A 14,104-nucleotide genomic window follows, 5' to 3' on the forward strand; every position below is an offset into this window, starting at 1 on the left:
GGGGAACCCGTGTCCGCGGAGAGGATTAGAGTGGCGGATGTGATGGCAGAGCAGACTGTGAGGACCGAACCCGGACGGGGAGTGTCGCACCTCGACACGCTCCGCGTCGAGGGTGCCCGTGCGCACAACCTCAAGAACGTCGACATCGGGATCCCGCGGGACTCGCTCGTCGTGTTCACCGGGCTGTCGGGCTCCGGGAAGTCCTCGCTCGCCTTCGACACGATCTTCGCCGAGGGCCAGCGGCGCTACGTCGAGTCGCTCTCGTCCTACGCCCGGATGTTCCTCGGGCAGATGGACAAGCCCGACGTCGACCTCATCGAGGGGCTGTCCCCGGCGGTGTCGATCGACCAGAAGGCGACCTCGCGCAATCCGCGCTCGACGGTCGGGACGATCACCGAGGTCTACGACTTCCTCCGCCTCCTGTGGGCGCGGATCGGCGTCCCGCACTGTCCGACCTGCGGCGAGCGGATCACCCGCCAGACCCCGCAGCAGATCGTCGACCAGCTCCTCGAGCTGTCCGCGGGCACGAAGTTCATCGTCCGCGCACCGCTCGTGCGGGGCCGCAAGGGCGAGTTCGTCGACCTCTTCGCCGAGCTCCGGTCCAAGGGCTTCTCCCGCGCGGTCGTCGACGGCGAGCAGATCCGGCTGAGCGAGCCGCCCGCGCTCGCCAAGCAGGTCAAGCACCACATCGCCGCGGTCGTCGACCGTCTCGTCATCAAGGACGGGATGCGCCAGCGCCTCACCGACTCCGTCGAGACCGCGCTCGCGCTCGCCGACGGTCGGATCGACATCGAGCTCGTCGACGACGGGACGATCCGCACCTTCTCCGAGCACATGTCGTGCCCGAACGAGCACCCGCTCACCATCGACGAGATCGAGCCGCGCACTTTCTCCTTCAACTCGCCGTTCGGCGCGTGCCCCACCTGCGACGGCATCGGCACGAAGCTCCAGGTCGACGAGGACCTCGTCGTCCCCGACGAGGACCTGCCGCTCGGCGAGGGCGCGATCGCCCCGTGGTCGGTCGGCAAGAGCACGTCGAAGTACTTCAACCGGCTGCTCGCCGGGCTCGGCGCCGAGCTCGGCTTCACCATGGACACCCCGTGGGCCGATCTCGAGCCGGCGCACCGCCGGGCGGTCCTCGAGGGCAAGGACTACCAGGTCCACGTCAAGTACCGGAACCGGTTCGGCCGCGAGCGGACGTACTCGACCGGCTTCGAGGGCGTGTTCCAGTACATCCTCCGCAAGCACGGCGAGACCGAATCGGACCATGCGCGGGACCGCTACGAGTCGTACATGCGCGAGGTCCCCTGCAAGGCGTGCCGCGGCACCCGGCTCAAGCCCGAGGCGCTGAGCGTCCGGGTGGCCGGCCGCTCGATCGCCGAGGTGTCGGCGCTCGCCCTCGACCAGGCCGCGGAGTTCCTCGGCGGCCTCGAGCTCAGCGACCGGGACGCCGCCGTCGCCGCGCAGGTGATGAAGGAGATCCGGGCCCGCATCGGATTCCTCCTCGACGTCGGGCTCGAATACCTCAGCCTCGACCGGACCGCCGGCACGCTGTCGGGCGGGGAGGCGCAGCGGATCCGGCTCGCCACCCAGATCGGGTCCGGCCTCGTCGGCGTGCTCTACGTCCTCGACGAGCCGTCGATCGGCCTCCACCAGCGCGACAACCGGCGACTCATCGAGACGCTCGTGCGGCTCCGCGACCTCGGCAACACCCTCATCGTCGTCGAGCACGACGAGGAGACGATCGAGGCCGCCGACTGGATCGTCGACATCGGACCCGGTGCCGGCGAGCACGGCGGCGAGGTCATCTACTCCGGCCCGGTGGCCGGGCTCACCGACGCCGACCGCTCGATCACCGGGGACTTCCTCGCCGGTCGCCGCATCATCGAACTGCCCACCCGCCGCCGGGAGATCGATCCGGAGCGGACCGTCACCGTCGAGCGGGCCCGGGAGAACAACCTCCGCGACGTCACCGTCGAGTTCCCGCTCGGGGTGCTCACCGCGGTCACCGGGGTGTCGGGCTCCGGCAAGTCGACTCTCGTCAACGACATCCTCTTCACCCAGATGGCGAACACCCTCAACAACGCCAAGCGGGTGCCCGGACGGCACAAGCGGGTGCTCGGCCTCGAGCACCTCGACAAGGTCATCCATGTCGACCAGGGACCGATCGGCCGCACCCCGCGCTCGAACCCGGCGACCTACACCGGCGTGTTCGACCACGTGCGGCGCCTGTTCTCCGAGACGGAGATGTCGCGGATCCGGGGCTACCAGCCCGGGCGTTTCTCCTTCAACGTCAAGGGCGGCCGCTGCGAGGCGTGCCACGGCGACGGCACGATCAAGATCGAGATGAACTTCCTGCCCGACGTCTACGTCCCGTGCGAGGTGTGCGAGGGCGCCCGGTACAACCGGGAGACGCTCGAGGCGCGCTTCAAGGGGAAGAACATCGCCGAGGTCCTCGACATGCCGATCGAGGAGGCGGCGGAGTTCTTCTCCGCGGTGCCCGCGATCGCCCGGCACCTGCGGACCCTCGTCGAGGTCGGGCTCGGCTACGTCCGCCTCGGCCAGCCGGCGACGACGCTGTCCGGGGGAGAGGCGCAGCGCGTCAAGCTCGCCGCCGAGCTCCAGAAGCGCACCCGGGGGCGCACGGTGTACGTCCTCGACGAGCCGACGACCGGTCTCCACTTCGAGGACATCCGCAAGCTCCTCGCGGTCCTCCAGGGCCTCGTCGACAAGGGCAACACCGTCATCGTCATCGAGCACAACCTCGACGTCATCGCCTCGGCCGACCACATCATCGACATGGGTCCGGAGGGCGGCCGCGGCGGCGGTCTCGTCATCGCCGAGGGCACTCCGGAGCACGTCGCGACGGTGAGCGGCTCCTACACCGGGGAGTACCTCGCAGCGCTGCTCGAGCGGCGGGCGGACGGCCGTGGATCCGAGTGAGTACCGACCGGCGCCGGGGGAGATCCCCACGGGGCCGGGCGTCTACAAGTTCCGCGACGCGGACCGCCGGGTCGTCTACGTCGGCAAGGCGAAGAACCTCCGGGCGCGCCTGAACTCGTACTTCGCCAACCCCACCGGCCTCCACCCGAGGACCTTCGCGATGGTCCACACCGCGGCCGCCGTCGAGTGGACCGTGGTCGACACCGAGGTCGAGGCGCTCCAGCTCGAATGGACCTGGATCAACGAGTTCGAGCCGCGGTTCAATGTGATGTTCCGCGACGACAAGTCGTACCCGTACCTCGCGCTCACCATGCGCGAGGAGGTGCCCCGCGCGTTCATCACCCGCGGGAAGCGCAGGCCCGGCATCCGGTACTTCGGGCCCTTCGCTCAGGTGTGGGCGATCCGCGAGACCCTCGATCTGCTCCTCAAGGCGTTCCCCGTCCGCACCTGCACGTCCGGCGTATTCAAGCGGGCGCAGCAGTCCGGGCGCCCGTGCCTGCTCGGCTACATCGACAAGTGCTCCGCCCCGTGCGTCGGCCGGATCACCCCGGACGAGCACCGCAGGCTCGCGCAGAGCATCGTCGACTTCATGAGCGGGAGCACCGGGAGGTTCATCTCCTCGCGCAAGGGGGAGATGCGCTCGGCGGCCGCGGAGCTCGACTACGAGCGCGCGGCCCGGCTGCGCGACGAGATCGTCGCCCTCGAGAAGGTGCTCGACAAGAGCGCTGTCGTCCTCTCGATGAACGCCGACGCGGACGTCTTCGCCCTCGTCGTCGAGGAGCTCGAGGCCTCCGTCCAGGTGTTCCACGTGCGCGGCGGCCGGATCCGCGGACAGCGCGGCTGGATCATCGAGCGGATGGAGGAGCTCGACGGAGCGCAGCTCATCGCCGACTCCCTGCGCCAGGCCTACACCGATGTCGACGCCGCCGCGGTGCCCCGCGAGGTGCTCGTCGACACGCTGCCCGCGGACCTCGAGACCGTCACCGCCTGGCTGACCGAGCTGCGCGGCGGGACGGTGACGATCCGCGTCCCGCAGCGCGGGGAGAAGCGCGCGGTGCTCGAGACCGTCGCGAAGAACGCCGAGCAGGCGCTCGACCTCCACAAGACCCGCCGCGCCTCCGACCTCACGACGCGCAGCGCCGCCCTCACCGAGATCCAGGAGGCGCTCGACCTCGCGGAGCCGCCGCTGCGCATCGAGTGCATCGACAACTCGCACACCGGCGGACAGGACGTCGTCGGCTCCCTCGTCGTCTTCGAGGACGGGCTGCCGAAGAAGCGCGACTACCGGCACTTCGCCGTCACCGGCGACGCCGCGCGCGACGACACCTCCGCGATGTACGACGTCGTGTCCCGCCGGTTCTCGCGCTACCTCGAGAGCCTCGTGTCCGAGGAGCCCGATGCGCGCTTCGGCTACCGGCCCTCGCTCCTCGTCGTCGACGGCGCCCTGCCCCAGGTGCACGCGGCCGTCGCCGCGCTCGAGGACCTCGGGATCACCGACATCGCGGTCGTCGGGCTCGCGAAGCGCCTCGAGGAGGTCTGGGTGCCCGGGGACGAGTTCCCCGTCGTCCTGCCGCGCAACTCCGAGGGCCTCTTCATGCTCCAGCGGATCCGCGACGAGGCCCACCGGTTCGCGATCTCCTACCACCGGCGGCGGCGGGGGAGGAGCATGCAGTCCTCGGCGCTCGACGGCATCCCCGGGCTCGGGCCAGCCAAGCGTAAAGCCCTCCTCAGCCGGTTCGGCTCCGTGCGCCGGCTGCGCGGCGCCGACCCCGCCGAGCTCGCTGCGGTGCCCGGCATCGGACCGGCGCTCGCCGAGCGGATCCGCACCGCCCTCGACCCGGCCGCGGACGATCCGCCATCGGATACCGTAGGGAGCGAAGCCGAATCAGCGGAAGGAACCACCCCATGACGCAGCCGCCGAGCGCCGCCGGTCCTTCGACCGCCCTCGAGGTCCTCGTGCTCACCGGGATGTCCGGAGCAGGCCGCTCGACCGCGGCGAACGCGCTCGAGGACATGGACTGGTACGTCGTCGACAACCTCCCGCCGCAGATGATCGCCCCGCTCGTCGAGCTCGTCGCCCGCGCCGACGGCGCGCTCCCCAAGGTCGCCGTCGTCGCCGACGTGCGCGCCCGTTCGATGTTCTCCGAGCTCGAGCAGGTCCTCGTCGACTACGTCGACCAGGGGATCGGCATCAAGGTGCTCTTCCTCGACGCGAGCGACGAGGTGCTCGTGCGCCGCTTCGAGTCGGTCCGCCGGCCCCATCCGCTCCAGGGCGACGGCACCCTCATCGACGGGATCGAGGCCGAGCGGCGCGAGCTCGCCCCGCTGCGCAACCGCTCCGACATCACCATCGACACCTCCGATCTCAACGTCCACCAGCTCCGCGCCGAGGTCCGCGCGGCGTTCGGGGAGGAGGGCGCCTCGGCCCTCAAGCTCACGGTGATGAGCTTCGGCTTCAAGTACGGCATCCCCAAGGACGCCGACCACGTCGTCGACGTCCGGTTCCTCCCCAACCCGTACTGGATCCCGCACCTCCGCGGGCTCAACGGGCAGGACGCCCCGGTGTCGGACTACGTGCTCTCGCAGCCCGGCGCCCTGAGCTTCGTCGACCGGTACCTCGCCCTCCTCGACATCATCGTCGAGGGCTACCTCAGCGAGAACCGCTCCTTCGCGACCGTGGCGATCGGGTGCACCGGGGGCAAGCACCGCTCCGTCGCGATCACCGAGCAGCTCGCCCGCCGTCTCGCGGACCGGACCGAGGCCACTGTCAACGTCCGCCACCGCGATCTGGGGCGGGAGTGACATGACCGCACGACCCGGGGGCATCGACACCGAGGAGCTGCCCCTCTACCTCGCCCAGCGGGATCGGCAGCGGTCCGGCGGCCCCGCGATCGTGTCGTTCGGCGGCGGCCACGGGCTCTACGCCGCGCTCCGCGCCTTCCGGCTGCTCACCGAGAGCCTCACCGCGGTCGTCACCGTCGCCGACGACGGCGGCTCCTCGGGCCGTCTCCGCGAGGAGCTCGGCGGACTGCCGCCCGGCGACCTCCGGATGGCGCTCGCCGCGCTGTGCGACGACGGGGAGTGGGGTCGGACCTGGCGCGACGTCATCCAGCACCGTTTCCAGTCGGCCGGGCCGCTCGACGAGCACTCGGTCGGCAACCTTCTCATCTCCGCCCTGTGGCAGCTCCTCGGCGACCACGTCGAGGGCCTCGACTGGATGGCCCGGCTGCTGCGCACGCACGGCCGCGTACTCCCGATGTCCTCCGTCCCGCTCGTCATCGAGGCCGATGTCGAGCTCCGGTCCGGCGGTCCGACCTCGGTGATCCGCGGCCAGTCGCTCCTCGCGGCGACGTCCGGCCGCGTCGATCAGGTGCGGCTCGACCCGGTGGACCCGCCCGCGCGGCAGGAGACGGTCGAGGCGGTCGGCCGGGCCCAGGTGCTCAACCTCGGTCCAGGCTCCTGGTACACCTCGGTCATGCCGCACCTCCTCGTCCCCGAGCTCGAACGGGCGATCGTCGAGTCGCACGCCCTCAAGTGCCTCACCCTCAACCTCCCCGGCGCGCAGGCGGAGACCGCCGATCTCACCCTCGTCGACCACCTCGAATCCCTCCACGCCCACGCACCCCGGCTGCGCTTCGACCACGTGCTCGTCGACAGCACCGCCGCGGCGGACGAGCCCGGCCTCGAGCAGACCGCGCTGCGGCTGTTCGGCGCCCGTCTGTGGAGCCGTCCGGTGGCCGCGCGCAGACCTCGTGCGCACGACAGCCTCAAGCTCGCCGCGTGCTACCGTGACATGCTGATCGACGCCGGAATCACTGTGGACGAGCAGTGGTGAGGAAGGAACACCCATGGCATTGACCGCGCAGGTCAAGGACGAGCTCGCTCGCCTGCAGATCACCCGCACCTCGGCACGCAAGGCCGAGGTGTCCGCCGTGCTGCGGTTCGCCGGGGCGCTCCACATCGTCGCCGGCTCGATCGTCGTCGAGGCCGAGCTCGACACCGGTGCCGTCGCCCGCCGCCTGCGGAGCGAGATCAAGGACCTCTACGGGCACGTCGCCGAGGTCGTCGTCGTCGGCGCCTCCGGCATCCGGAAGGGCAACCGGTACCTCGTGCGGGTGAGCCGGGACGGTCCCGCGCTCGCGCGCCAGACCGGACTCATCGACGGCCGCGGACGTCCCGTCCGCGGGCTGCCCTCGGCGATCGTCAACGGCTCCCTCATGGATGCCCGGGCCGCGTGGCGCGGCGCGTTCGCCGCGCACGGCTCGCTCACCGAGCCGGGACGCTCGGCGGCCCTCGAGATCACGTGCCCCGGCCCGGAGGCGGCGCTCGCGCTCGTCGGCGCCGCCCGCCGGCTCGGCATCGGGGCGAAGGCGCGTGAGGTGCGCGGCGTCGACCGCGTCGTCATCCGCGACGGCGAGGCGATCGGCGACATGCTCACGAACATGGGCGCGGAGGGCACCCGACTCGTGTGGGAGGAGCGCCGCATGCGCCGCGAGGTGCGGGCCACCGCGAACCGCCTCGCGAACTTCGACGACGCCAACCTCCGCCGCTCGGCGCGCGCCGCTGTCGCCGCCGGGGCGCGCGTCGAGCGCGCCCTCGAGATCCTCGGCGACGAGGTGCCCGAGCACCTCCGCTACGCGGGGATGCTCCGGCTCCAGCACAAGCAGGCCTCCCTCGAGGAGCTCGGCCAGCTCGCCGATCCGCCGATGACGAAGGACGCGATCGCCGGGCGGATCCGGCGGCTGCTCGCCACCGCGGACAAGAAGGCCGAGGACCTCGACGTCCCCGGCACCGAGGCGAGCCTGACCCAGGAGATGCTCGAGGACGGCTGAGCACCCGCCGCTCCCTGGCAGCGGCCTGTGGATCCGCGGCTGTTCATGCGATCTTCACACGGTTTCGCCGCCCTCCGGGCACCCGTGTCCGCGAGTCTGACTAGGATGATTCGTGGAATCGCCACCGAAACCCCTTCCAGGAGGCACAGGCATGACCATCCGCGTAGGCATCAACGGCTTCGGCCGCATCGGCCGCTCGTTCTTCCGCCAGGTCGACGAGGCCGAGAGCACGAATGTCGAGATCGTCGCGATCAACGACCTCACCGACAACGAGCACCTCGCCCACCTGCTCAAGTACGACTCCGTGTGGCGCACCTTCCCGGGGGAGATCTCCTTCGACGACGAGTCCCTCACCGTCAAGGGCCAGCGGATCCGGGCCACGGCCATCAAGGATCCCAAGGACATCGACTGGGCCGGGCTCGGCGTCGACGTCGTCATCGAGGCCACCGGCAAGTTCAAGACCGGCGAGGCCGCCGGCGCCCACCGCGAGGCAGGTGCGAAGAAGGTCATCCTGTCGGCGCCCGGCAAGGGCATCGACGGCTCGTTCGTCATGGGCGTCAACGACCACACGTACGACCCGGAGACCCAGCACATCATCTCCAACGCCTCGTGCACGACGAACTGCCTGGCCCCGCTCGCCAAGGTCCTCGACGAGGCCTTCGGGATCGAGGCCGGCCTCATGACGACCGTCCACGCCTACACCGGCGACCAGAACATCGTCGACGGCCCGCACAAGGACCTGCGGCGCGCGCGCGCCGCGGCGATCAACATCGTGCCGACGACCACCGGAGCGGCCAAGGCCGTCGCGGAGGTGCTGCCGAACCTCAAGGGCAAGCTCGACGGCTTCGCCGTCCGCGTCCCGGTGCCCACCGGCTCGCTCGTCGACCTCACCTTCACCCCCTCGCGGTCGGTCACCGTCGAGGAGGTCAACGCCGCGGTCAAGGCCGCGACGACCGGTGAGCTCGAGGGCATCCTCGACTACACCGAGGACCCGATCGTGTCCTCCGACATCGTCATGAGCGACTTCTCCTCGATCTTCGATGCCGGACTCACCCGGGTGCTCGGCAACCAGGTCAAGGTCGTCTCGTGGTACGACAACGAGTGGGGATACTCGCAGCGTCTGCTCGACATGGTCGAGTTCGTCGGCGAATCCCTCTGACCCGCACCGACGCACGCACCCGCCGGCACCGGCACGACGAAAGGCTGACCATGAAGACCCTCGACACCCCCTCGCAGTTCGCAGGACAGCGCGTCCTCGTCCGCAGCGACCTCAACGTCCCGATGGACGGCTCGACGATCACCGACACCGGTCGCATCGTCGCCTCCGCCCCGACGCTGAGAGCCCTCGCCGAGGCCGGTGCCAAGGTCATCGTCATGGCGCACCTGGGCCGCCCCAAGGGCGTCCCGGAGGAGAAGTACTCCCTCGCCCCCGTCGTGCCGGTGCTCGCCGAGGCCGTCGGCCGCGCCGTCGAGTTCGCCTCCGACACCGTCGGCGAGGACGCCCGGCAGAAGGCCGCCGCGCTGTCCGACGGTGAGATCCTCCTCCTCGAGAACCTCCGATTCAATCCGGGGGAGACCTCGAAGGACGAGACCGAGCGCCGGGAGTTCGCCGAGCAGCTCGCCGGCCTCGCCGACGCCTACGTGTCCGACGGGTTCGGCGTCGTCCACCGCAAGCAGGCGAGCGTCTACGACATCGCCACCCTGCTCCCGCACTTCGCCGGCGGCCTCGTCGCCGCGGAGGTCGAGGTGTGCGACCGGCTCCTCACCGATCCCGCCCGGCCCTATGCCGTCGTCCTCGGCGGCTCGAAGGTCTCCGACAAGCTCGGCGTCATCGCCCACCTCATCGAGCGCGCGGACTCGCTCATCATCGGCGGCGGCATGGTCTACACGTTCCTCGCCGCGCAGGGGAAGGCCGTCGGCGCCAGCCTCCTCGAGGAGGACCAGATCGACACGGTGAAGACCTACCTCTCCGATGCCGCCGAGCGCGGTGTGGAGATCGTCCTGCCCACCGACATCGTCGTTGCGGAGTCGTTCGCGGCCGACGCCGAGCACTGGGTGCAGCCGGTCGACGCGCTCGAGGACACCCCGGCCGGGGCGCAGGCGATGGGCCTCGACATCGGACCGGACTCCGCCGCCGCGTACGCCGAGCGCATCGCCGCAGCGCGCACGGTGTTCTGGAACGGCCCCATGGGCGTGTTCGAGTTCCCGGCCTTCGCCGGAGGAACCCGCGCCGTCGCCGAAGCGCTCACCGACGCCCACGGGGGAACGGCCGACGGCCGGCTCACCGTCGTCGGCGGCGGCGACTCCGCGTCCGCGGTGCGCAATCTCGGCTTCGCCGACGAGCAGTTCGGCCACATCTCCACCGGCGGCGGAGCGAGCCTCGAGTACCTCGAGGGCAAGACCCTGCCGGGCCTCGCCGTCCTCTCCGACGAGGAGGCCTGACATGAGCACCGCCCGCACCCTCCTGCTCGCCGGCAACTGGAAGATGAACCTCGACCACCTCGAGGCGATCTCCACCGTGCAGAAGCTCGCCTGGGCCCTGCGCGACGCCAAGGTCGACCTCACGGCCGTCGACGTCGTCGTCCTCCCGCCCTTCACCGACATCCGCTCGGTGCAGACGCTCATCCAGGGCGACTCCCTCGACATGGCCTACGGCGGTCAGGACCTGTCGGCCCACGACGAGGGCGCGTACACCGGTGAGGTGTCCGGTCGATTCCTCCAGCGGCTCGGCTGCTCCTACGTCGTCATCGGCCACAGCGAGCGCCGCGAGCACCACGCCGAATCGGACGCCCTCGTCCGCTCGAAGGTCGAGGCGGCCCTCCGCCACGAGCTCACGCCGATCCTGTGCGTCGGGGAGCCGCTCGAGGTCCGCGAGGCCGGCGAGCACGTCGCGCACACCCTCGCGCAGCTCACCGCCGCCCTCGACGGGCTGCCGGCGGCCGACCTCGGGGGACTCGTCGTCGCGTACGAGCCGGTGTGGGCGATCGGCACGGGGAAGACCGCCACCGCGGACGACGCCGCGGAGATGTGCAGCGCCCTCCGCGGCCGGCTCGCGGAGCTCCTCGGGGAGCAGACCGCGCAGTCGATCCGGCTGCTCTACGGCGGCAGCGTCAAGGCCGACAACGTCGCGGAGATCACCGCGCACGCGGACGTCGACGGCGCGCTCGTCGGCGGCGCGAGCCTCGACCCGGACGGCTTCGCTGCGCTGTGCCGGGCGGCGACCGCCGCGTAGCCCCGTCCCGTCCTCCGATCTCTGTTAGGCTGTCCGACGTGAATGTTCTGACCTGGTCCCTCACGGGCGTCCTCATCCTCACGAGCCTGTTCCTCATCCTGCTCATCCTGCTCCACAAGGGCAAGGGCGGCGGCATGTCGGACATGTTCGGCGGCGGCATGAGCTCGAACCTCGGCTCCTCCGGCGTGGCCGAGCGCAACCTCAACCGCTTCACCACCCTCGTCGCGATCATCTGGGGCGCCTCGATCGTCCTGCTCGGGCTCATCGTGCGCTTCGAGTGAGCCGCGCCGGCTCCCGCCGGCCGCAGCCCGATACGCGAATCCCCGGACCTCACGGTCCGGGGATTCTGCTGTGCGGGGGACGAATCCGCCTCAGCTCTCGAAGCCGAAGGCCTCGAGGATGCGCTCGATCCCGCTCGCCCGCTCACGGAGGTGGAGGCGCAGCAGCGGGCGCCCGCGCGAGAGGAGGACCTGGGCATCGCCGGCGGCCTGCGCGCGCTGGAGCTGGCCGAAGGTGAACTCGCGTCCGGGGATGAGGAGATCGGCCCGCGCATCCGCGGTGATCTGGAGGAATACCCCGTTGGGGTGCCCGCCCTTGTGGTACTGGCCCGTCGAGTGGAGATAGCGGGGTCCGAAGCCGAAGGTCGTCTGCAGCCCGGTGCGGAGCGCGGCCGCCTGCCGGATGAGCTCCGCGCGGGCGTCGCCGGTCCGGTCGAGATAGGCCTGGATCGCGAAGTACCCGTACTCGTCGGCACTGTCGGCGAGAGCCCGCAGCGCGTCCTCGAGCGAGTCCGCGCCGTCGAGGAGCTCGGCGGTGCCGAAGACGGCGATGTCGCCGTCGAGGAAGGCCGGCTCCTCGGCCTCGCCGCCGAGCCCGCTCTCGAGCATGTCCCGGGCACCGGCCTTCGCGGCCTCGACGTCGGGCTGGTTGAAGGGGTTGATCCCGATGCTGTAGCCGGCGATCGCGGTCGCGTACTCCCACAGGAGGAACTGCGCGCCGAGCGGCTCGTCCACCGCGCACGCGAATCCGGAGATCGGCTGGTGGGTGCCGACCGCCTGCCCGATGAAGAGGAGCATTGCGTCGGCCCGGGCATCGGCGAAGCCGGGGGCGTCGACCGACTCGACGACGACGGGGAGGATCCCCTCGCCGTCCTTGCCGGTCGATTCCGCGATGAGCTGCTCGAGCCAGGCCCCGAGCCCGATGATCGGGGTCGAGGTCGGGGCGACGACGAGCTTCTCGGTGTCGCGCGCATGGGCGACGCCGAGGAAGGCGCCGAGCTGGAGCGCGGGGTTCGTCGGCTCGTCGGCGCCGAGCGCCGGCGCGATCGCCTGCGCCTCGGCGAGCAGTGAGGCGACGTCGGCCCCGGCGAGACCCGCCGGGACGAGGCCGAAGGCGCTGAGCGCACTGTACCGGCCGCCGACCTCGGGGTTCGCGAGGAAGACCTTCCGATAGCCGAGCTCGCGTGCGAGGTCGTGGAGCGGGGACCCGGGATCGGTGACGACGACGATGCGGGAGGCGGGATCGATGCCGGCCGCCTCGAAGGCGGCGGAGAAGGCCCGCCGGTGCGAATCGGTCTCGACGGTCGACCCCGACTTCGAGGACACGACGAGCACGGTGCGCGACAGGTCGGTGCCGATCGCCTCGGCGATCTGGCCCGAATCGGTCGTGTCGAGGACCTCGAGCTCGACGCCGGCGGTGGCGCAGATGACCTCGGGGGCGAGCGAGGACCCGCCCATGCCGGCGAGGGTGACGATGTCGACGCCCTCGGCGAGCAGCTCGCTGCGGAGCTCGGCGATCTCCGCGACGAGACCGGCCGAGGCGGTGGGCAGGTCGACCCAGCCGAGGCGCCGGGAGGCCTCCGGTGCGGCCGCGTCGCCCCACAGGGTGCCGTCGCCGACGGTGATGCGGGAGGCGACGTGGGCGGCGATGAGGTCGCGGACCTCGTCGTCGAACTCCGCGGGGGAGGGGTAGCCGAAATCGATGGGGCTCATGAGCGGACTCCTTCCAGCTGGGTGCGGACCGTGGCGAGGAGCTCGTCCCAGCTCGCATCGAACTTCTCCAGGCCCTCGGCCTCGAGCTGCGCCATGACTTCGGCGTAGTCGATGCCGAGCGCGGCGAGGCGGTCGAAGAGCTCGTTCGCGGCACCGTAGCCCGTGCTCGCGGTCTCGCCGTCGACGACGCCGTGATCGGCGAACGCGTCGAGGGTGGCCTGCGGCATGGTGTTGACGGTGCCGGCGGCGACGAGCTCGCTGACGTAGAGGGTGTCCGGGTACTCCGGGTTCTTCGTCCCGGTGGACGCCCACAGCGGGCGCTGGGCATTCGCCCCGGCGGCCTCGAGGACCTCGAAGCGCTCGCTCGTGAAGAGCTGGCCGGCGATCTGATGCGCGAGCCGGCAGTTCGCGATCCCGGCCCGCCCGCGGAGTGCGAGCGCCTCGGGGGTGCCGAGCGCGGTGAGCCGGGAATCGATCTCGGTGTCGACGCGGGAGACGAAGATCGAGGCGACGGAGTGGATCCCGGCGAGGTCGATGCCGGCCTCGCGCGCCCGCTCGAGGCCGCTGATGTAGGCCTCGACGACCTTGCGGTAGCGGTCGAGGGCGAAGACGAGGGTGACGTTGACGCTGATGCCGCGGGCGACGACGTGGGTGATCGCCGGGAGCCCCTCGAGCGTGGCCGGGATCTTGATCATGACGTTCGGCCGGTTGATCGTCTCCCACAGCCGCACCGCGTGCTCGACCGTGGCGTCGGAGTCGCGCGCCGCCGAGGGCGGGACCTCGATCGACACCCGCCCGTCGACCCCGCCGGAGGCGCGGTAGACCGGCTCGAGGATGTCGGCGGCCTTGGCGACGTCATCGCTCGTCAGCGCCTCGACGGTGTCCTCGAGAGAGGTGTGCGCGCGGGCGAGCGGCTCGAGCTGCGCGGCGTAGGCCTCGCTGTCGGCGAGGGCGGCGGCGAAGATCGTCGGATTGGTCGTCACCCCCACGACGTTCCGGTCCTCGACGAGCGCGGCCAGGCTGCCCGAGGTGATCCGCGACCGGGACAGGTCGTCGAGCCAGATCGAGACGCCGGCGCGGGAGAGCTGGGCCAGGGGGGAGGTCAT

General features: G+C 71.2%; 11 protein-coding genes. 9 read left to right on the top strand and 2 right to left on the bottom strand.

Annotated elements, in window-relative coordinates; genetic code table 11:
- The first annotated feature begins 42 nt into the window (after positions 1-42).
- The 9 genes from uvrA to secG all read left to right on the top strand — a co-directional run bounded on the left by uvrA (position 43) and on the right by secG (position 11,288).
- On the top strand, positions 43-2,943 hold the full coding sequence (gene uvrA, locus C1A17_RS01560; RefSeq protein WP_101650067.1) for an excinuclease ABC subunit UvrA: 2,901 nt from the start codon (positions 43-45) through the stop codon (positions 2,941-2,943).
- Positions 2,930-4,852, top strand: a complete 1,923-nt coding sequence (uvrC, locus tag C1A17_RS01565; RefSeq protein ID WP_101650069.1) for an excinuclease ABC subunit UvrC — start codon at positions 2,930-2,932, stop codon at positions 4,850-4,852. Before uvrA ends, uvrC begins: the two co-directional genes overlap by 14 nt.
- On the top strand, positions 4,849-5,745 hold the full coding sequence (gene rapZ / locus C1A17_RS01570) for an RNase adapter RapZ (RefSeq protein WP_101650071.1): 897 nt from the start codon (positions 4,849-4,851) through the stop codon (positions 5,743-5,745). Before uvrC ends, rapZ begins: the two co-directional genes overlap by 4 nt.
- Position 5,746: 1 nt before the next feature.
- Positions 5,747-6,778 carry a gluconeogenesis factor YvcK family protein gene (locus tag C1A17_RS01575; RefSeq protein WP_101650073.1) on the top strand — a complete coding sequence of 344 codons (1,032 nt, stop codon included), beginning with the start codon at positions 5,747-5,749 and terminating at the stop codon, positions 6,776-6,778.
- 13 nt (positions 6,779-6,791) lie between these two features.
- Positions 6,792-7,775: a DNA-binding protein WhiA gene (gene whiA / locus C1A17_RS01580; protein ID WP_101650075.1), complete on the top strand. Its 984-nt coding sequence runs from the start codon at positions 6,792-6,794 to the stop codon at positions 7,773-7,775.
- A 151-nt stretch (positions 7,776-7,926) separates the two neighbouring features.
- Positions 7,927-8,934: a type I glyceraldehyde-3-phosphate dehydrogenase gene (gene gap / locus C1A17_RS01585; RefSeq protein WP_101650077.1), complete on the top strand. Its 1,008-nt coding sequence runs from the start codon at positions 7,927-7,929 to the stop codon at positions 8,932-8,934.
- Between the two features lie 50 nt (positions 8,935-8,984).
- Complete coding sequence (locus C1A17_RS01590; protein ID WP_180953185.1) at positions 8,985-10,217, top strand: phosphoglycerate kinase; 1,233 nt, start codon at positions 8,985-8,987, stop codon at positions 10,215-10,217.
- A 1-nt stretch (position 10,218) separates the two neighbouring features.
- Positions 10,219-11,007, top strand: a complete 789-nt coding sequence (gene tpiA / locus C1A17_RS01595) for a triose-phosphate isomerase (RefSeq protein ID WP_101650079.1) — start codon at positions 10,219-10,221, stop codon at positions 11,005-11,007.
- A gap of 38 nt (positions 11,008-11,045) precedes the next feature.
- On the top strand, positions 11,046-11,288 hold the full coding sequence (secG, locus tag C1A17_RS01600; RefSeq protein WP_101650081.1) for a preprotein translocase subunit SecG: 243 nt from the start codon (positions 11,046-11,048) through the stop codon (positions 11,286-11,288).
- Between the two features lie 90 nt (positions 11,289-11,378).
- On the opposite strand, the gene C1A17_RS01605 is transcribed toward secG, so the two are convergent.
- Entirely contained in the window at positions 11,379-12,998 is a 1,620-nt protein-coding gene (locus C1A17_RS01605; RefSeq protein ID WP_101650084.1) for a glucose-6-phosphate isomerase, read from the bottom strand.
- On the bottom strand, positions 12,995-14,104 hold the full coding sequence (tal, locus tag C1A17_RS01610) for a transaldolase (protein ID WP_101650086.1): 1,110 nt from the start codon (positions 14,102-14,104) through the stop codon (positions 12,995-12,997). Before tal ends, C1A17_RS01605 begins: the two co-directional genes overlap by 4 nt.

The organism is Brevibacterium ihuae, from assembly GCF_900184225.1.
Classification (GTDB): domain Bacteria; phylum Actinomycetota; class Actinomycetes; order Actinomycetales; family Brevibacteriaceae; genus Brevibacterium; species Brevibacterium ihuae.